Source organism: Phnomibacter ginsenosidimutans (genome assembly GCF_009740285.1).
In the GTDB taxonomy this organism is placed as follows: Bacteria; Bacteroidota; Bacteroidia; order Chitinophagales; family Chitinophagaceae; genus Phnomibacter; species Phnomibacter ginsenosidimutans.
In genome coordinates, this window is the sequence record NZ_CP046566.1 from 663,980 (window position 1) to 683,145 (window position 19,166).

Annotated in this window: 23 protein-coding genes; 14 read left to right on the forward strand and 9 right to left on the reverse strand. The window is 47.6% G+C overall.

What is annotated here, in order from left to right; translation table 11 throughout:
* Positions 1-17: 17 nt before the first annotated feature.
* Positions 18-1,070 carry a sensor histidine kinase gene (locus GLV81_RS02850; protein ID WP_157476684.1) on the reverse strand — a complete coding sequence of 351 codons (1,053 nt, stop codon included), beginning with the start codon at positions 1,068-1,070 and terminating at the stop codon, positions 18-20.
* Between the two features lie 59 nt (positions 1,071-1,129).
* The gene (locus GLV81_RS02855) at positions 1,130-1,810 is read right to left on the reverse strand and encodes a response regulator (RefSeq protein ID WP_157476686.1); all 681 of its coding nucleotides are present in this window, start codon (positions 1,808-1,810) and stop codon (positions 1,130-1,132) included.
* 149 nt (positions 1,811-1,959) lie between these two features.
* Here GLV81_RS02855 and GLV81_RS02860 point away from each other — a divergent pair, with 149 nt between their 5' ends.
* The 8 genes from GLV81_RS02860 (at position 1,960) to GLV81_RS21020 (ending at position 8,930) form a co-directional block, all read left to right on the forward strand.
* On the forward strand, positions 1,960-2,139 hold the full coding sequence (locus GLV81_RS02860) for a hypothetical protein (protein ID WP_157476688.1): 180 nt from the start codon (positions 1,960-1,962) through the stop codon (positions 2,137-2,139).
* Positions 2,103-4,199, forward strand: coding sequence for a hypothetical protein (locus tag GLV81_RS02865; protein ID WP_157476690.1), 2,097 nt, complete (start codon positions 2,103-2,105; stop codon positions 4,197-4,199). The genes GLV81_RS02860 and GLV81_RS02865 overlap by 37 nt, the downstream gene beginning before the upstream one ends.
* Before the next feature lie 101 nt (positions 4,200-4,300).
* Positions 4,301-6,121 (forward strand): ABC transporter ATP-binding protein, encoded by a 1,821-nt coding sequence (locus GLV81_RS02870; RefSeq protein WP_157476693.1) that lies wholly within the window; start codon positions 4,301-4,303, stop codon positions 6,119-6,121.
* 107 nt (positions 6,122-6,228) lie between these two features.
* Positions 6,229-7,359: a F0F1 ATP synthase subunit A gene (gene atpB, locus GLV81_RS02875; protein ID WP_246186202.1), complete on the forward strand. Its 1,131-nt coding sequence runs from the start codon at positions 6,229-6,231 to the stop codon at positions 7,357-7,359.
* A 94-nt stretch (positions 7,360-7,453) separates the two neighbouring features.
* Positions 7,454-7,702 (forward strand): ATP synthase F0 subunit C, encoded by a 249-nt coding sequence (gene atpE, locus GLV81_RS02880; protein WP_157476697.1) that lies wholly within the window; start codon positions 7,454-7,456, stop codon positions 7,700-7,702.
* A 109-nt stretch (positions 7,703-7,811) separates the two neighbouring features.
* Complete coding sequence (gene atpF / locus GLV81_RS02885) at positions 7,812-8,300, forward strand: F0F1 ATP synthase subunit B (RefSeq protein WP_157476699.1); 489 nt, start codon at positions 7,812-7,814, stop codon at positions 8,298-8,300.
* Between the two features lie 65 nt (positions 8,301-8,365).
* Positions 8,366-8,764, forward strand: a complete 399-nt coding sequence (gene atpH, locus GLV81_RS02890) for an ATP synthase F1 subunit delta (protein WP_157476701.1) — start codon at positions 8,366-8,368, stop codon at positions 8,762-8,764.
* A gap of 22 nt (positions 8,765-8,786) precedes the next feature.
* Positions 8,787-8,930: a F0F1 ATP synthase subunit delta gene (locus tag GLV81_RS21020; RefSeq protein WP_157476703.1), complete on the forward strand. Its 144-nt coding sequence runs from the start codon at positions 8,787-8,789 to the stop codon at positions 8,928-8,930.
* Here GLV81_RS21020 and GLV81_RS02900 read toward each other — a convergent pair.
* Complete coding sequence (locus tag GLV81_RS02900; protein WP_246186203.1) at positions 8,909-9,400, reverse strand: CBS domain-containing protein; 492 nt, start codon at positions 9,398-9,400, stop codon at positions 8,909-8,911. The two genes, GLV81_RS21020 and GLV81_RS02900, sit on opposite strands and share 22 nt — an antisense overlap.
* 287 nt (positions 9,401-9,687) lie before the next feature.
* On the opposite strand from GLV81_RS02900, the gene GLV81_RS02905 reads away from it, so the two are divergent.
* The 5 genes from GLV81_RS02905 (at position 9,688) to GLV81_RS02925 (ending at position 13,786) form a co-directional block, all read left to right on the forward strand.
* Entirely contained in the window at positions 9,688-11,778 is a 2,091-nt protein-coding gene (locus tag GLV81_RS02905) for a TonB-dependent receptor (RefSeq protein ID WP_246186416.1), read from the forward strand.
* A gap of 35 nt (positions 11,779-11,813) precedes the next feature.
* Positions 11,814-12,083 (forward strand): 2TM domain-containing protein, encoded by a 270-nt coding sequence (locus GLV81_RS02910; protein WP_157476705.1) that lies wholly within the window; start codon positions 11,814-11,816, stop codon positions 12,081-12,083.
* Between the two features lie 39 nt (positions 12,084-12,122).
* The gene (locus GLV81_RS02915; RefSeq protein WP_157476707.1) at positions 12,123-12,770 is read left to right on the forward strand and encodes a hypothetical protein; all 648 of its coding nucleotides are present in this window, start codon (positions 12,123-12,125) and stop codon (positions 12,768-12,770) included.
* Between the two features lie 67 nt (positions 12,771-12,837).
* Positions 12,838-13,500 (forward strand): hypothetical protein, encoded by a 663-nt coding sequence (locus GLV81_RS02920; protein WP_157476709.1) that lies wholly within the window; start codon positions 12,838-12,840, stop codon positions 13,498-13,500.
* Positions 13,493-13,786, forward strand: coding sequence for a winged helix-turn-helix domain-containing protein (locus GLV81_RS02925; RefSeq protein WP_157476711.1), 294 nt, complete (start codon positions 13,493-13,495; stop codon positions 13,784-13,786). The genes GLV81_RS02920 and GLV81_RS02925 overlap by 8 nt, the downstream gene beginning before the upstream one ends.
* On the opposite strand, the gene GLV81_RS02930 is transcribed toward GLV81_RS02925, so the two are convergent.
* From GLV81_RS02930 to gldA, 6 genes are all read right to left on the reverse strand, one after another.
* A complete protein-coding gene (locus GLV81_RS02930) occupies positions 13,766-14,722 on the reverse strand; it encodes a DUF6089 family protein (RefSeq protein WP_157476713.1) in 957 nt (318 codons plus the stop codon). The genes GLV81_RS02925 and GLV81_RS02930 overlap by 21 nt on opposite strands.
* Before the next feature lie 88 nt (positions 14,723-14,810).
* Complete coding sequence (gene nth / locus GLV81_RS02935; protein WP_157476715.1) at positions 14,811-15,482, reverse strand: endonuclease III; 672 nt, start codon at positions 15,480-15,482, stop codon at positions 14,811-14,813.
* Between the two features lie 46 nt (positions 15,483-15,528).
* Complete coding sequence (locus tag GLV81_RS02940) at positions 15,529-15,765, reverse strand: hypothetical protein (RefSeq protein ID WP_157476717.1); 237 nt, start codon at positions 15,763-15,765, stop codon at positions 15,529-15,531.
* A gap of 102 nt (positions 15,766-15,867) precedes the next feature.
* A complete protein-coding gene (locus GLV81_RS02945; RefSeq protein WP_246186204.1) occupies positions 15,868-16,230 on the reverse strand; it encodes an FtsB family cell division protein in 363 nt (120 codons plus the stop codon).
* A gap of 63 nt (positions 16,231-16,293) precedes the next feature.
* Positions 16,294-17,583, reverse strand: a complete 1,290-nt coding sequence (eno, locus tag GLV81_RS02950) for a phosphopyruvate hydratase (protein ID WP_157476719.1) — start codon at positions 17,581-17,583, stop codon at positions 16,294-16,296.
* Between the two features lie 132 nt (positions 17,584-17,715).
* Positions 17,716-18,633: a gliding motility-associated ABC transporter ATP-binding subunit GldA gene (gene gldA, locus GLV81_RS02955; protein ID WP_157476721.1), complete on the reverse strand. Its 918-nt coding sequence runs from the start codon at positions 18,631-18,633 to the stop codon at positions 17,716-17,718.
* 62 nt (positions 18,634-18,695) lie between these two features.
* Here gldA and GLV81_RS21025 point away from each other — a divergent pair, with 62 nt between their 5' ends.
* Positions 18,696-19,160 (forward strand): DUF2490 domain-containing protein, encoded by a 465-nt coding sequence (locus tag GLV81_RS21025; RefSeq protein WP_197428884.1) that lies wholly within the window; start codon positions 18,696-18,698, stop codon positions 19,158-19,160.
* Positions 19,161-19,166: the final 6 nt, after the last annotated feature.

A 19,166-nucleotide genomic window follows, 5' to 3' on the forward strand; every position in this document is an offset into this window, starting at 1 on the left:
ATAGACTTTATTTGTAATTAGCCTTCTTTGCGGCCTTCGAGGGTAAAACCAATGGTGGTGCCTACATCGGGCTTGCTGCGTACATGTATGGTTTGGCCATGGGCTTCTACCACGTGTTTGCAAATAGCGAGGCCCAAACCACTGCCGCCCACTTTGCGGCTGCGGGCCATATCGGTGCGGTAAAAGCGTTCGAAAATGCGGCCGAGATGTTCTTCGGCAATGCCAGCACCATCGTCGCTAATTTCTATGAGTACCCGCTTACCATCTGTTACATAAGTGCTGGCTACTACCGTACCATTTTCGTGCCCGTATTTAATAGCGTTATCTACCAGGTTGATGAGTACTTGTCTTATTTTTTCTTTATCGGCAAATACAATCATGGGTAGTTCGGTGCCTTTCTTCATGCTGCAGCGAATGTTTTTGGCACTGGCTTTTACATGCAGCATTTCGTACACTTCTTTTATCATGTCTTGTATCACAAAGTTTTCTTTGTGCAGGGGAATCACACCACTTTCCAGTTTCGATATTTCATCAAGGTCGTTGGTAAGGTTTACCAGCCGCTCCACATTGCGGCCGGCTTTTTTCAAAAAGCGTTGCAGTATTTCCGGATTGTCGGCAGCGCCATCCAACAAGGTGTCGAGGTAGCCTTGTATGGCAAAAATGGGCGTCTTCAATTCATGCGACAGGTTCTGCAAAAACTCCTTGCGGTATTTTTCGTTGGAGCGAAGCGTTTCAATTTGTCCTTCTTGCTGGCGGGCCCATTGCTCCACATCGGCTCGTACTTCATCAATCCCTTTTTGGGGCAAAATGTATTTGTAGTAAGTCTCTTCTTTTTTGCTGGCCTTGGTTTTGTAAATGAACTTGTAAATGAGTTTGATTTTGCGGTAAATGAATTGCTGCAGCACCGCTAAAATCAACGCGTAGCTACCGGCTACAAATACCACAAAACTAATGGCTACGACTTCCCACTCCGGCCGCAGCAGCCATGCACCTACCAGTACCGGGATACCCAGTATAATGGCGGTAAAAAGCGACAGCTGTTTAGGCGAAAAATTTTTGGTATTGAGCATGGTGTATAGCTGCCCACGGGCATTTGATCAAGTGCATAAATGTACGTGGATACCAGCTTTTACTGCGGATCGAACTTGTAGCCCACACCTTTTACCGTGGTGATACAATCTACATCCAGCTTCTGGCGAATCTTGCGAATGTGTACATCAATGGTGCGGTCACCCACAATCACATCGGTGCCCCACACATTGCTCAATATTTCGTTGCGCAAAAACACCCGGCCCGGCTTGGCGGCCAGCAGGTACAGCAGTTCAAATTCTTTTTTGGCCAGCACAATGTCTTTTCCGCTGCGGGTCACCACAAAGCGAACGGGGTCAATGGTCATGTCGCCCATGCTGAGCACTTTTTGGCCGCTGTCTTTTTGAATGCGGCGAAACAAAGCATTCACCCGGCTCAGCAATACCTTGGGACTGATGGGTTTGCTCAGGTAATCGTCGGCACCGCTGTCGAGGCCTTTGATGTGAGAGCCTTCATCGCTGAGGGCGGTGAGCATTACGATGAGTGTTTCTTTAAACTCTTGTTGTGTACGGAGAATGTTGCACACTTCGATGCCCGATTTGTAGGGCATCATGATATCGAGAATAATGAGGTCGGGGTGATGCTGGCGGGCCAGGTCGAGGGCCTGATTGCCGTCTTTTGCTTCGAGTACCTTGTAACCTTCGCGGCTCAGGTTGTAGCCGATGATCTCCAAAATGTCTGCTTCGTCGTCGGCAATGAGGATGGTACCCTTGGTGTCCATTAACAATATGTTTACGCAAAAATAACTGCTGTGACTGTAGCGGGAAGGTAAATCGGTGTTTACCAAATTGTTAACGATGCTGCCAAAATTTTGCAAGCCTGCTGCACAGCCTCCGGCAAACCCAATTGAAGCTGTTAACTTTACCCCGCATGCAGTACGTAAAATTGATTTGGATGGCCCTGTGTATGGGCATGATGACGATGGGTAGTGCCCATGCACAACTCACCGAGCAGTTCAGTCCCGACCTCAACCGGGCCTTGTTTCACTCCCGCCTCGATCAGGCGCAAAAGACATGCTGGCCATTGATGGCCGTGTCGATAGTCTCATGACGGTTTACCCCAGTCATGAAATGAATGAACAGCTGCAATACCTGGTGCAAACCCGGATTGACGACTGGCAGCGCCGGGTAGAGCTGAGCAAAACTTACGACCACAACAAGAAACTGACGTACCTGCGCAGCATGACTGAACTGCTGTATGCCTACGCAGTTGAAATCAGAAAAAAATCAACGGACTGGAGCAGCTTTGCTCCCTTGCTCAATGCATTTGAAGATGGCTTGCTTCGGATGGAAGCCGGCAAAGATGTGTTGCCTTTGCTGAAGCCATTGCCCTACGATGTGGCCAAAATCATCCCCAACAATTTTGCGTTTCGCAACAGCGCCGGCATTCGCCAGATACAAGAATTTATTTTCTTAAAACTCATAGCCCAAAACCCGGAGCAAACGCTGAAAAGACTGGCCGAAAATCCCAACTATTCTTTTACTGATAGTTTGATTTCGGTAGCGGCCCGCCGCCGCCCCGAAGAGTTGATTAACTATGCACAGGCCAGCAGTACGCCCTTGGGCATTATCATTGCCCGCCATGTTGATCCGTTGGTAAAAATGATTGTGCAACTGGCAGGCGATCGTTCAGGCCAATTGTATTTTCCTTTTCTCGATGATTTGAGCAAAGGCAACATCACAAAGAAAGAAATTGAAACAGCCATTGCCGATTCTGCTGCTTACTACCGGTTGCTGGTAAAAACGCAGGTAAACTATGCAGGCCGTATGCGCCAGGGCGATACACCTGTTGTTATCCGCGGCTTGCAAGACATGCTGCACCGCAAATCGCTGGAAGTATATGTGAATACCATCAATGGTTTGCACGACTTGCCGGCACCTGTTCGTTTCAAAAAAATTCAAGGGCTAACCGTACCCGAGCTCTACTATTTGATTGTGCTCAACGAAGCAGAAATTTATACCAGTAGCTACACGTACGTGTACAACCGCCTGCTGGAGTTAACGCCTGGTAAAAGTGCCGATACACTGCTGCAAATAGTGAACCACGACAAGTACAAGAAGTTCCTGACCATGGCGGCCAATTACAATACGCTGAATGATTTTCTGGCCAAAATGAGTGCAGCTAACGCTCATGCATTGATGTCGGCTTTTGTAAGCAATCTGGAAAAAGGCAGCAGTAAAGATGACATTGAAGATGCGGTAGATGTGGCCAATGCCTATGCCAGCATTACACAGCCTGCTATCCGTGCATTAATGCTGAATAAGGTGAAGGAAAACCTGGCCATGGCAGACCTCATGAACAACCGCAAGGGTCGTGTTGTGTACCGGCTGGAAAAAGTAATTATGGAAAGTAGTGACAGTGAAATGGACAGCACTTTGGCCAGGGTAAATATTTCTGACTCATTGGGTATTCCGCCTGTGTACGACATCAGCAACCGGCAGCTGCGGGATAGCCTCGGCCGCATAGTGTTGCAAATGTATTTTTATGGCGATGCTGGTGGCAAGGGTACGTTCAATCACTTACTGCGTATTTATGCCGACAGAACCAAGTGGGCCATGAAAGCTACGCCTGAATGGGTACAGTTTACCAGCATTGGCTCACCGGTTCCCTTTGTATTGTTTGCCAACCGTGCTTTGGATGAAGAAAACGATGAAGATGAAAATGCACAACGCAAACTTATTGAGTACATGACCAGCAATGGTTTTTCTCCATCCATTACAGTGCATCGTGGGCATAGCTATTACCTACCATATACAATAAAAAAAATGCTGCCGAGCAGGGTAGTGGTGTTGGGTAGCTGTGGTGCCTATCACAACCTCGCCGATGTGTTGCGCATTTCACCTGATGCTTCCATCATTTCGAGCAAGCAGGTGGGCTATGGCGAAATCAACGTAGCACTGTTTACCTATCTGGTAGACAAACTGAAAATGGGGCAGGATGTAAAATGGCCATCGATGATGAATGAAGTAGCCGGCCGCATTAGTGCCGAAAAGAAAGAAGGCTATGACGATTACATTTTTCCGCACCAAAACCTCGGTGCCCTGTTTATTAAAGCATACAAAATAGCCAACCGCGAAGCCGATCCCTTCGAAGGCATTACGTTAAAATAAAACAGCGGTTGCGGCGGCCAACAGGCTTGCCTTAGTTTCGCAGCCGCAAGGCGCAGCTGCTTTGGCATCAAAAGATGGCTGCGTACCGGCTGCAATTGTATATGTCTGGCAACAAGTCTACTTCCCGCTCATTTGACATGGCCCTGTTTGGCAGGGTGATGCGTTTTGTGCAGCCCTACCGCCGCCGCTTTTACCTGTCGCTGGTGCTGGCACTGGTGCTGGCGGTGCTGTCGCCGGTGCGGGGCTTGTTCATTCAATACACGGTAGACAAAGGACTGAAAGGCCAAACAGGCAATATTCCAACCTGGCTCAACGATTGGTTTGATGCCATCAGCCATGGCGACATGCTGCGTTTTGTGGTGCTTATTTCCATCCTGCAAATTGTGATGTTGCTGATAGAAACCGTGATTCGGTTTGTGTTTACGTTTAGCACGGCATGGCTGGGCCAGCATGTGGTAAAAGACCTGCGGGTAACGGTGTACAACAATGTGCTGCGCCTCAACCTGCGTCAGTTCGATAAAACACCGATTGGAACGCTTACCACCCGCACCATCAACGATATTGAAAGCATCAACGAAATTTTTGCCGACGGCCTCATTCCCATCATCGCCGATTTTCTCACCATCGTGTTTACCCTTGCCACCATGTTTTGGATGGACTGGCAGCTAACGCTCATTGGCTTGATTCCTTTTCCCATTTTGCTGCTGGCTACCTGGCGTTTTAAAAACAGTGTCAACAAGAGCTTTATCAAAGTGCGGAATGCCGTGGCCAGCCTCAATGCCTTTGTGCAGGAGCATATCAATGGCATGCAACTGGTGCAGGCTTTTGCGGCCGAAGACCGCGAAATGGGCAAATTCAGAAAGATTAATAAGGAACATCGCAACGCCAATATCAACGCCATTTTTGCTTACTCGGTCTTTTTTCCGGTGGTAGAAGTGGTGCTGGCTGTAAGCCTGGGCCTGCTGGTATGGTGGGTGGCCGACCAAAGAATAGAAGCGGGTAAGCTGGTAGCCTTCATCTTGTTCATGAACCAGATATTCCGGCCGCTGCGGGTGATTGCCGATAAGTTCAACGTGATACAAATGGGCATGGTGGCCAGCGAACGGGTATTTAAAGTGCTCGACAACAACGACCAGCTGCCCGAGCCAACTGCCCAGGCCCTGCAGCCCGCCAAAGTGGAAGGCAGCATCGCTTTTGAAAAAGTGAATTTTGCGTACGAAGCCGAAAACTGGGTGCTGAAAAATGTGGACTTCCGCATTGCCCCCGGCCAAACCGTGGCCATTGTGGGCAGCACAGGTAGCGGCAAAACCACTATCATTTCGCTGCTCAACCGCTTGTACGAAGTGGAACATGGCCGCATTACCATTGATGGACATGATATCCGCGATTATCACCCCGATGCCCTGCGCAGCCAGATTGGTGTGGTGCTGCAAGATGTGTTTTTGTTTGCCGGTTCTGTACACGACAACCTCACGTTGCGCAACCCTGATATACCCCGCAACAAAGTGGAGGAAGTGTGCCGCCTGATTGGCATCGATGCATTTATACAACAATTGCCCGGCGGGTACGATTTTAATGTGCTGGAGCGTGGCGCCACCATGAGTGCCGGCCAGCGCCAGTTGCTGAGCTTTGCCCGCTGCCTGCTTTACAACCCCGCCATCCTTATACTCGACGAAGCCACCAGCAATATCGACAGCGAAAGCGAACAGCTCATACAGCAGGCCATTGACAAAATGATTCAGGGTCGTACCTCCATTGTAATTGCTCACCGCCTGAGCACCATCCGCAAGGCCAATATCATTATGGTGATGGAGCGGGGCGAACTCAAAGAAATGGGCAGCCACGACGCACTGCTGGCCAAAGGAGGCCTGTACTCCCGCCTGCACCGCATGCAGTTTGAGGAGGAAAATGTTTCCCAATAGCCCATTCCGGAATAGATTTCAATTTTCTTTCCTGTTCTCCTTCATAGTATGCACGGCACCCCGTACATTTGCGGCCAAATTTGAGCACAGGTATGGGTAGCAAGTTCATGAAATCTTTACTGGTAGCGGTTTTCAGCGTTTTCTCTTTTGGCGTAGCCATGGCTGAAGAAGGCCACGAGCCGGCACAGCACGAAGCGGGTGCCACCCACGAGGAAAAACTGGATCCCGGTAAGATCATCATTGAGCACGTAACCGATGCTCACGACTTCCATTTCATGGATATTGGCGGCAAAGCCATTTCCATTCCGCTGCCTGTTATTCTGTACAGCGAAGGCAAGTGGCATATGTTCAGCAGTGGCAACTTCCACCATGGTCACGAAGCCCACGATGGCTTCTTCCTGGTAAATGACCACTACATTCAGCAAATGAAGGCCGAAGGCGTAGATGTAAGCGGTTTGAAAAACCAGCAAATCATTGCCGTGGATGCCGAGGGCAAACCCAATGCCAGCGTTCAGGTATACGATTTCAGTATGACCAAAAACGTGGTGCAAATGCTGTTGGCCAGCATCCTGCTGATTGTACTCATGAGCAGCATTGCGAAGAAATATGCGAAAAACGGTCCCAATAAGGCACCAAGTGGTTTCCAAAATGCAGTAGAGCCAGTGATTACGTTTGTAAGAGATGAAGTGGCTAAGCCAAACCTGCATGGCAAATACCAGCGTTACTTGCCGTTTTTGCTCACTGTTTTCTTCTTTATCTTAATCAACAACCTGTTTGGTTTAATTCCTGGTTCGGCCAACGTAACGGGTAACCTCGCCCTTACAGCAGTGCTGGCGTTGATTTCCTTCATCGTTATTTTGTTCAGCACCAACAAGCATTTCTGGGGTCACGTATTTTGGTTTCCGGGCGTACCTGTACCGGTTAAGCTCATTATGCTGCCGGTAGAACTGATGGGTATTTTCACCAAGCCCTTTGCCCTCATGATTCGTTTGTTTGCCAACATGGTGGCAGGTCACGTTATCATCTTGAGTTTCATCATCCTCATTTTCATATTTGGCGCCATGAGCAAATCACTCGGCTATGGTACCAGTCCCATTTTTGTAGGCTTGGCGGTATTTATTTATGCCATCGAAGTATTGGTAGCCTTCATTCAGGCTTTCATCTTCACCAACCTTACAGCAGTGTTTATTGGTCAGGCATTTGAACATGGAGACCACCACGAAGGCGGACACCACTAAGTAATTGGGGATTAGTGATTAGGATTGAACTTGAAAAGTGCCGCGGATGCGGAATAAAGAACACCGGATTTTTTCATTTTAAATATCATCTATTATGCAACTGATGAACGTTCTGTTGGATGTAAGCATGAGCCACCTCGGTGGTGCTATTGGTGCTGGTTTGGCCGCTATCGGCGCTGGTATCGGTATCGGTCAGATTGGTAAAGGCGCTACTGAAAGCATCGCCCGCCAGCCTGAAGCTGCTAACGACATTCGTGGTGCAATGATCTTGACTGCTGCCTTCGTAGAAGGTGTTGCCCTGCTGGCCGCTGTAGCTGGTCTGCTGGCTGTATTCAAGGCGTAATCATTCGCACTGAAAAAAACAAACTGCGCCCATGCACAGGGCGGACGGCGCAGTTTCCTTCAACTTTTTCGACTTCTGAATATTTTTCTCTTTTCAAAAAACGAATCACATGCTCGACGTAGGATTAGGACTTTTTGCCTGGAACCTCATCGCCTTTTTAGTAGTGTTGTTCCTGCTGCGCAAATTTGCGTGGAAGCCCATCATCAGCAGCCTGAACGAACGTGAAACCAAAATTGCCGACAGTATTGCTACCGCCGACCGCGTAAAGGCTGAAATGGCCCAAATGCAAAGCGAAAACGAAGCACTGATGGCACAAGCCCGTGAAGAACGTGCCGCTATGCTGAAAGAGGCAAAAGAAACCCGTGATAAAATGGTGAACGAAGCCAAAGAGCAGGCTAAGTTGGAAGCCAATAAAATTGTAGCTGAAGCACAGCAAGCCATCAACAACCAAAAAATGGCAGCCCTTACCGATGTAAAAAATCAGGTGGGAGCATTGGTAGTAGAAGTGGCAGAAAAAGTATTGCGCCGCGAACTGGCCAATAAAGCTGATCAGGAAAACTACATCAAAGAGTTGAGCAACTCTGTAAAACTGAACTAAGCTGAAAGAACAGCTTTTGCAGCAATGTAAGAGCCGTTATTCTTCAATATAAGAGAAGCAATTGTATGGTAAACCCACGTTTGGCCGGCCGCTACGCTAAAAGCCTTATTGATATCGCCGTAGAAAAAAACGTATTGGAAGCGATCAAAGCTGATGTTGCGTTTTTACTCACTGCCATCAATAGCAGCCCCGAGTTGAAATCATTGTTGCGCAGTCCCATTATCAAGGCTGATAAAAAGACAGCTGTAATGGATGCCATTTGCAAGGGCCGGGTAAATGCAATTACTGAGGCATTTTGCCGTCTGCTGGTGAGCAAAAGCCGCGAAAATGCATTGCCAGAAATTTTGGGTGCGTTCAACGAGCAGTACAATGCATTGAAAGGCATTCAACAGGTAAAAATTACTACCGCTCAGCCCCTGAGCGAAGATGTAAAAGCATCTTTGCTGAACAAGTTGAAAGCTTGATACTGGCTTTGAGCAGGTAGAATTGAAGACTTCTGTAAAAGAAGAATTGATTGGTGGATTCATTTTGGAATACAACAACAATCTGGTGGATGCTTCGATTCAGCGAGACCTTCGGGACATCAAACGACAGTTTCACAACAATGATTACATCTTCAATATCCGATAAAAAAATCCCGGCCAATTGGTCGGGATTTTTTTTATGACTATTAGGTACCTGAAATGTATTGCTCCAGATGGCTGATGGTTTCTTGTTGTCGTTTCATTTTTGCTTGCTACCACATCACTCATAGAAATGATGCCTGCCAAGGCGCCCTGCGCAAATACAGGCAGATAACGGATGTGCTTTTCACCCATGAGCTCCATACATCTGTCGATGCTGTCGGCAGGTGTTACCGAAGGCAAATCCGTGGTCATAATATCAGCCACTTCAGTGTCGGTAGAATTTTTGCCTTTCAAAATTACTTTACGAGAGTAATCTCTTTCCGTTACAATGCCCTGGTAGCTGCCATTGTGCATGACGACCACAGAGCCAATGTTTTTGTCGGCCATTAATTTGAGTACATCAATTACGGCGGTGTTGGGCGATACTGCAATTACATCGCTCCCTTTTCTGGCAAGAATGTCGGCTACTTTCATGGTTTTTCAGTTTTGAGGGGAAGTTTAAGATAGGACAATTAGCAACAGACCGTTTCACTTGAGTGAGTTTTGACCGGCAAATCTTAAAATAAAAATATTTATACAATAGTTTGGTTTATAAAATAAACTATTCTATGTTTGTCTCATCAAAGCAAACAACCAATGAAAACTGTCCTTCTCACACTCATTTCCATACTCAGCACACTTGGCCTTTTGGCGCAGCAAACTACCCTCACCGGTACCGTTACCGATCTTAAAAAAGACCCATTGCAGGTGCCAGCGTATCTATTGCCGATAGCTACGATGGTGCCAGTACCGACAGCGTTGGTCGTTTTCAATTCAGCACCACCGACACCGGTAAGCACACACTCCTCATCAGCATGTTGGGCTATAAAAGCTGGGAGCAAACTGTGGAATTCCGCGGCGGCTCCCAGTTGTTCAACATTCAGCTCAAAGAATTGCCCAACGAACTCACTGCGGTAGTCATCACCGCAGGAGCATTTGAAGCCGGCGATACCAAGAAAGCCACTGTATTGAAGCCACTCGATATTGTAACCACAGCCAGTGCCAATGCCGATGTAGCCGCAGCCATGAAAACCCTGCCCGGTACACAGCAAATAGGCGAAAGTGCCGAGCTGTTTGTACGAGGTGGCGAAGGCTACGAAACCCGCCAGTTTATTGACGGCACTACCGTAGCGAATCCCTTTTTCGGACAGGCACCGAACATTGCCAGCCGCGGACGGTTTTCGCCCTTTTTATTCAAAGGCACTGTGTTCAGCACCGGCGGTTATTCAGCCTTATACGGTCAGGCTTTGTCGAGTGCCCTCATTTTAGAAAGCATTGATTTGCCCGAACGTTCTGCCGCCAGTGCTTCCATTTCTCCCTTGTTTTTGGGGGCGCAGTACCAGCACCTGGCCAAGGACACCACGCATAGCTGGGGTGCCAGTGCCGGCTACACCAATGTTGGCTTGTACTTCAAGGCGGTTAAGCAGCAACCCGATTATTTTCATGCACCAGAGGTGATGAATGGCGATGCCAATTTTCGCATCAAAACTTCTCGCACCGGCATGCTCAAGTTTTATGGCAGCTATGCCAAAAACATTTTGGGCCTGCGCAATCCGGACATAGATATGGCGGGTTTGAAAAATGCTTTCGAACTCAACAACAGCAATATTTACAGCAATATCAGCTACAAAGAAAGATTGGCCAATCGCCTGAAACTGCTAGCAGGGTTTAGCTACAGCCAAAACAAAGACAACATAATACAAGGATTACAAGATGCGGGTAACAAACCGGTGACCAGTGGTGTGCCAGACTGGATGTTGTACAAAAATTTTCGCCTGAACAGCAACAGTCAACTGCTGCAGGCAAGAGCAGTATTGGATTATAAACTGAAAGGGCTGAGTGCTGTAAAAGCAGGTGCTGAATATTGGTACAGTAAAGACGATAGCAAGTACAATGGTTTGTTCAACAGCATCGAAGATCATTACACAGCAGCATTTGCAGAAGCCGATGTGTACATCAGCAACGGGCTGGCTGCCAGAGGCGGAGTACGGGCTGAGCACAGTGCTTTGCTACAGCAATTCAATGTAGCGCCAAGAGCTTCGCTGGCATATAAGTTTGCTAACGCTGCACAGCTTTCTGCAGATTACGGTGTGTTTTACCAAAAGCCGCAAAGTCAGTTTTTGCTGTTCAACCAAATGCAAAGCCAGCTCCGTGCCGACCATTACATTGTGACGTATCAAAAAATCGGATTCAACAAAGTATTTCGGGCACAGGTATTTCACAAAGAGTACAAACAACTCACCCGCACTTTTCCTGATACCAGCAGCAATGGCACAGGGTATGCCCGTGGCGTAGAATTGTTTTGGCGGGATAAATCCACTTTCAAAAACTTCGATTATTGGGTAACCTATTCATACCTCGATACCAAGCGTTCTTACCTCAATTACCCCTACGAATTGCAGCCCACATTTGCAGCCAATCACACGGCTAACCTGGTGGTAAAACGCTTTTTTACCAAAATGAAAACGCAGCTGAATCTCAACTATCAGTTTGCAACCGGAAGGCCCTATTATCAATTCAAATACAACAATGGTACACAACAATGGGGCATTGGCGACCAAGGCAAAACCATAGCTTATAACAACCTGAGTTTTAGTGCCAACTACCTCACCAATATTGGTAAAGCCTTTGGTGTAGTGGTGTTGAGTGTAACCAATGTACTCAACAGTAAGCAGGTGTTTGGCTACAACTATAGCGCAGATGGCAGCAATAAAGTAGCCATTGTGCCACCTGCCAACCGGTTCATTTTCTTGGGCCTCTTTTTAAGCTGGGGCACCGACCGTACACAAGATGCCATCAACAATAATTTATAACCGATTTCATTTCATCAACCACACAAACTACTATCATGGACAACATGCACAACAATGAACTTTGGGAAACAGCCCGCAGAAGGGCAGCTTTCAAAAAAAGCCTGAGTTCTTACTTTTTGGTCAATGCCTTTTTGATCGGCATTTGGTACTTCACTACGGGTGTTAACAGCCGCCATTTCTGGCCCATTTGGCCCATTCTTGGTTGGGGACTTGGCCTGGCTTTTCAGTATGCCAATGCCTACATGGGTACACAATTGTTTTCTGCAGAAAAAGAGTATGAAAAACTCAAACAACAACAACGATAAACGCATTCTCCATCACCTCATCACTTCAAAAAAATCACTATGAAAAAAGTATTTATTCTTTGCCTTACTGCCGTATTGGCTATAGCTGTACAAGCTCAAAATGAGAAGTACGTCAATTTCATGAAGAAGAACATAGCTGCACTCGACTCGGCTAAAAGCCCAGAAGACCTGCAAGTGTCGGCGAACAATTTTGAACGCATTGCCAATACCGAAAAAGGAGAGTGGTTGCCCAATTATTACGCAGCATATGCGTTGGTTATGAAAGCTTATTACGTAAAGGAGATGAAGGACATTGATCCGCTGTGCGATAAAGCCGATGCTTTTTTGGCCATGGCTGAAAGTATGAACGCTGCCAACTCAGAAATAGCTACACTGAAAGCTATGGTGCTTACCGCCAGAATGCGGGCAGATGGTAGCCGCGGCATGACAATGGGCCCCAAAGCCACCATGATTTTGCAGCAAGCTTTGCAGCAGCAACCAACTGGTAACCCACGTGCATTGATGCAAATGGCACAAATGAAATTTTATACGCCTCCGGCTTTTGGCGGCGGTAAAGATGCCGGTATTGAATTGCTGAAAAAAGCATTGCAGCTTACGATAGCTTTAAGCCTGCCAGTGAGCTGGATCCAAGCTGGGGTAAGCCGTATGCAATTAATTTATTGGCACAATGGACGGCTAAGTAAGTAGTATTTCTTGTGTATAAATCTGCCGCCAGAGAAGGGATGAGCTATTACCTTCACTCAATACAAAAGCAATGATGGAAGACAAACCATTGGACACTCACGAAAGCCTGCAGGTAATCAGCAGCATGATTGCGAAAGCCAAAGAGTCGCATCACGATACTGGTATCGTATCCATTTTGTGGGGTACGGTTATAGGGCTGTGTTCCTTAGCCACCTGGTCGCAAATACAATTCGACTACAAACTGCCTTTTGATATTTGGATGCTCACTTTTCTGGCGGTGATTCCTACCGTTATTTTATCGGTAAAAGAAAATAAGCAACGCAAGGTGAAAACCTACGACCAAACGGCGATGGACGCCGTTTGGATTTGCTTTGGAGTAGGCATTTTTTTAGTGGTACATGCCAACAATCATGTGTTTCAAATGGTGGGTAATTTGAAGGATTTGGTAGTAGCAACCGGCCAACCAAGGCCGTCACAAAGCTTTCTTGAATATTATTCAGCCTATATGCTGGTGCTGTATGGAATGCCCACCATTGTTACTGCCAGTATCAAAAACTTTAAGCCCATGTGGCTGGGTGGCATTATTTGCTGGGTGAGTGCAATGCTCGTTCCATACACCAATATAAAAATCGATATGCTGCTGATGGCATTGTCTGCCATTACTGCGTGGCTTATTCCCGGCATCATCTTGTATCGCAAAGCATCAGCAAGAAGAAAGGTGGCACATGTTTAAAGACCTCGATCCCATATTGCATTCGCAGCTGCGGTTAGCAGTTATGTCGCTGTTGATAACGGTGAAGGAAGCGGAGTTTACTTTTCTGAAAGAAAAGACCAATGCTACTGCCGGCAACTTGAGTGTGCAAATCAACAAGCTGAAAGAAGCGGGATACATTGAGGTAAAAAAGCAATTCAAAGACAACTATCCGCAAACCCTTTGCAACATTACGCCTGCGGGAGTGGAAGCCTTTGATAAATATGTAAGGGATTTACAGTCGTACTTACAAGCTGGGACAACGTAGACGTTTCCGCATGTCTTTTTTGCTTTGGCCGCCAAAAATGCCAGAGTTGTATCCAGAGCGGTTCAGGTTGATGCCCACTTTCAAAACTGCAGTCCAGTAAGCATCGTTTTCGTTCTTGTTGCCACGGGGGCGGGTATCTCTGGGTGGTGTATGAATGGTACTGCGGTTGTACAACTGTCGTGCCAGAGCGGCCTGGCTGGCACTAAGGTAATTGGCAAACAAATTGGGATCTACCCAATTGGGCTCATGCACATCATCGAGGTAGTCGGTAAAAGTGGTGCGTTTGTTGATTTCAAAACGCAGGGTCAGCTTGGGTGATACTTCGTAGCGAAAACCCAGCCCCAAGGGATAAGCAAATGAATTCAGGCGGTACGGTTTTCTGTCAGGATACTCAGCAAAACCCTGTCCTTCCAAACGCAATGGTGGAAGGTCTACCCAACCATTGGCAGTGTATGCTCTGGGATAAAAAGAAAACCAGCTGATACCAGCCATGATATACGGCGATAAGCGGTATGCCGGCTTTTCATAAGAACGAAACAATTGGGGTAAATGAATTTCTCCCATCAGCATTACTTCTCTGATAGGGCTACGAAAATTCAGGTTTCTTTCAAAGCGGCCGATAGCACTGGGGGCAGTGGCATTCGTCAGTAAGCTATCGTAGCCTTCAATCCGGCCAATGTTGGCCTCAAGCCGTACGCCAAAAACATTGCGATAGCTGGCAATGGCATAAAGTCCTGTAGAAAAACTGGATTTCAGAAAAGTGACACCTGCAAATGGACCCTGGTACACTTTGGGGTTGCCCTGAATATCGGTTACGCCATTCATGACGCCCAAATTCACACCCGCTTCAAGTAGAATTTCTGGTTCATATATGCCGGAGCTATACTGAAAGTAGCCCTGAGCAGCCAGTTGTTGGGTGAACAAAACGCTTGCCAAAGCAAGTGTAGCGGTGAGTAAGTATTTTTGAAAGCCTGAAGCATGTGGGTAGTGTAGGCAAAATAAAGAAAAAATGACTACTCGATGTTTAACTTTTGGTTGCAGCTGTTTTGGCTAAACGTTTTTGCTGCTTCTGATAGTACACGCACAAGTGCGTTAAGCCACAATTATCACACATGGGCTTGCGGGCCAGGCAGGTGTACCGGCCATGTAAAATGAGCCAGTGATGTGCTTTGTGAATGAGTTCGGTAGGCAAATGTTTGACCAGTTGTTTTTCGGCGGCCAATGGAGTAGTGGCATTTTTGGTAAGCCCCAGCCTTGCACTCACCCTGAAAACGTGGGTATCAACGGCCATGTTGGGTTGTTGGCCAATGACACTCGTTACCACATTCGCCGTTTTGCGGCCCACACCCGGCAGCTGTACCAGTTCCTCAACGGTCATGGGTACTTCGCCATTAAATTGATCGAGCAGCATTTGGGCCATACCCAGCAGGTGCTTGGTTTTGTTGTTGGGATAGCTGATGCTTTGAATAAGGCCAAACAGGTCGGAAAAATCGGCGGCAGCCAATGCCTTTGGCGTGGGGTATTTCCTGAATAGTTCAGGCGTCACCATATTCACCCTCTTATCGGTGCATTGTGCCGATAAAATGACTACTACGAGCAGCTCAAATGCAGTTTCGTAAGTCAGCTCCGTTTCGGCTACCGGCATGTGTGCCTGAAAATAGCGTACTACTGTATCATAACGCTCCTTAGTTGTCATCCCGCCCGTGTTTATCCTAAATGAACGGCAAAGAAAACAGAAAAATCTACTCCATTGTTGGCGTATCTATCTCTGCCATGCCATAAGCTAATATTGCTTCCACAGACTGGCGTCGTGGGGCGGTTTTGGCCCTGTCAAGTGAACGGGCTGCATCCTGAATGACGCGGTATTTTTCTTGTAAAGGCCAGCTGCTTTCCAGTGCCTCTGCAATGGCGACAGTATCGGTAAGAGAGGATTCGTTGTAATGGAAAGCAATCAAATCTTCGGGAGTAAAGTTGCGCATAGGCAATAATCAGTTTAAGATTTCAGGCAGGTTTGGAAGTAAAACGATGGTTGGCCGCCAATATTGTATGGCTGCAAAAAATAATGCCTGAAAATCAAAAGACTAATTGCCGGTAGCGGGCACCACAAACACATCTTCGTTGGGCCGCTTCATGTAATATTTTTCCCGGGCGTATTTCTCCAGCATGGCCGGGTCATTGTCCAGCGCCTGCAGTTCTTTCTTGGTGAGCTGAATCTGGTCTTTGTAGTACTCAATTTTTTCATTGAGGTCATCCAGTTCAGCTGCCCGTTGGCGCTGTACAAAAAAGTCGTTCTTATCAAAAAAAGCCATCCATACGCCAAAAGCGGCCAGTGCCAGCAAGTAACGGTTGAGCAATATGTTGCGGAGAATGGTGAGCATGACTTTTTTGTACAATGCAAATATCATGCTCAGCAGTACAAGTTGCAGGCGGAGCATTCTCCACATCTTCACAAACAAAAAGCAGCCCTACAAGAGGCTGCTTTTGTATGTATGTGTTGGTAACGGAAATTATTTACCAAACTTGAGGTTTTTGCCGGGGAAGTAGGCACTTTCTTCCAGCAGTTCTTCAATGCGGAAGAGCTGGTTGTACTTGGCAATACGGTCGGTACGGCTGGCGCTACCGGTTTTGATTTGGCCGCAATTGAGGGCTACTGCCAGGTCTGCAATGGTAGTGTCTTCTGTTTCGCCGCTGCGGTGGCTCATGATGGTGTTGTAACCAGCATGCTGTGCCATAGTAACCGCGTTGATGGTTTCAGTAAGGGTACCAATCTGGTTTACTTTTACCAGCAGGGCATTGGCAATGCCTTTGCTGATGCCTTGTTCCAAACGCTTCACGTTGGTTACAAACAGGTCGTCGCCTACCAGCTGGCACTTGCTGCCAATGGCTTGGGTAAGCGCTTTCCAACCTTCCCAGTCATCTTCGGCCATGCCGTCTTCGATGCTGCAGATGGGATATTTCTTCACCCAGCTTTCCCAGTATTTTACGAGCTCTTCGCTCTTCATTTCTTTGCCGTTGCTCTTGTGGAACACGTACTTTTTCTTTTTGCCATCCCACAGTTCACTGTTGGCAGCATCCATGGCAATTTTGATTTGCGTGCCGGCTTTGTAACCCGCAGCAGTAATGGCTTCCAGTACAGTTTCGATAGCTTCTTCGTTGCTCTGAATGTTGGGGGCAAAACCACCTTCATCACCTACGTTGGTGCTGTAGCCTTTTTTCTTCAGGGTGTTTTTCAGGGCATGAAAAATTTCGGTACCCCAGCGCAGTGCTTCGCTGAAATTGGGAGCACCCACAGGCATAATCATGAATTCCTGAAAGTCGATTTTGTTGTCGGCATGTGCACCACCATTCAAAATGTTCATCATGGGTACGGGCATTACCTTGGCATTGGTACCACCTACATAGCGGTACAGGGGCAGGCCGGCTTCTTCTGCAGCAGCTTTGGCTACGGCCATGCTCACAGCTAACAATGCGTTGGCGCCGAGTTTGCCTTTGTTGGCAGTACCGTCCAGCTGAATCATGGCATTGTCGATACCGGTTTGATCGGCTACGTCAAAACCCGCCAGTTCGTTGCTGATGATGTCATTTACATTTTTTACGGCTTTCAGTACTCCTTTGCCGAGGTATTTTTTCTTGTCGTTATCACGCAGTTCTACCGCTTCGTGAATACCGGTGCTGGCGCCACTTGGCACGGCAGCACGACCCAGTGCTCCTTCGTCGGTTACTACATCAACTTCGATGGTGGGGTTGCCACGGCTATCTAAAATTTGACGGGCGTGAATGTTGGCGATGTAAGGCATAATCTTTTTAGTTTAATAACGATAAATGATTGCTTGTAAAATGCAAGCCTCTTTTGCAAGGCAGGCAAATTTCTGCCTTTGCAACTACAATCCCAACGAAAAAAGTCAGGAATTATCCTGACTTTCCTAAGGTTATTTTTCAGCAACAGTATTTGTGGTCAATTCTCTGAAAATGGCTTCCAGTGAACCGCCTTCTTGCATGCTGCGGATGTTGAGGTTTTCGTTGAGTGCCAGTTGCATTAAGGCTTTGCGGGCATCTTGAGCATTGTTGGTTTGCAGAGTCCAGCTTTGGCTGTCGGTTTTTTCGGCGGCCAAAATACCCGGCAAGCGAAGCAGCCATTCTGCTTCAATCGTTTCCGCAAACGATACGCGGAGCTGTTGGCCATCGCTTTTGCTGCGCAATTGCTGCAAAGGTGCGTTGGCTACAATACTGCCTTTGTTGATGATGATGACCTGCTCACAAATAGCCTCCACTTCTTGCATAATATGAGTGCTCAGCAGTACCGTCTTATCCTCACTCAGTGTTTTGATGACCTGCCGTATTTCTACAATCTGGTTGGGGTCGAGGCCGGTGGTGGGTTCATCTAAAATGAGCACGGCGGGGTTGTGAATGATGGCCGCGGCCAATCCCACCCGTTGCTTGTAACCTTTCGACAGCTGGCCAATTTTTTTGTTGGCTTCAATGGTCAGTCCCACTTGCGTGATGACTTCTTCTACCCGCTGCTTGAGGTTGGACACTTTGTACAAAGCGCCAGTAAAGGCCAGGTATTCGCGGATGTACAAATCGTAATACAAGGCATTACTCTCAGGCAAATAGCCAATTTGTTGTTTCACTTTTTCGGGGGTACTTACCACGTTGAGGCCACTCACCAATGCGGTGCCGCTGTCGGGTTGCAAGTAGCCGGTCAGCATTTTCATGGTGGTGCTTTTGCCCGCACCATTGGGCCCGAGAAAGCCGGTGATTTGACCGGGGCGGGCTTCAAACGAAATATTGTTGACCGCCAGCTGGCTGCCGTATTGCTTGCAGAGTTGTTGTACTTGTATCGACATAAAGTGCATGCAAGATATTTGATTGGCTGCCAAAAAATCGTCAAAACCGCTACACCTTACTTTTGCGTCGTGAAAAAATTATTGCAGGCTGCCTGCTACTGGCAGCACAAAGCACACAGGCACAGCAAGTGCAATATAGCGGCTGGCTGGCCAGCTTTAATACCATCAAGCTCAAAGGCAAGTGGGCATTGCATGCCGAGCTGCAATTGCGCAGCACCAACCATATAGCACAATTGCAAACACTGCTGCCCAGGGTGGGGCTCAACTATCAGGTGCGAAGCAACCATGTGGCTACGGCAGGCTATGCATACATACCCAACCGTTACAGGGCTGGTGCTGTAGATGGATTGGTTGCGGAGCATCGCTTGTGGCAACAGTACATCATCAATCAACCGCTGAGCAAAGCGGTGGCGTTGCAGCACCGCTTTCGGTTGGAAGAACGCTGGCTGCCAAACGTAGCTTGCCGTGGGCAATGCGTTGGAAAAAACCGGCAGCCGTTTTACCACAAGGTTTCGCTACTTCAATAGGCTGGT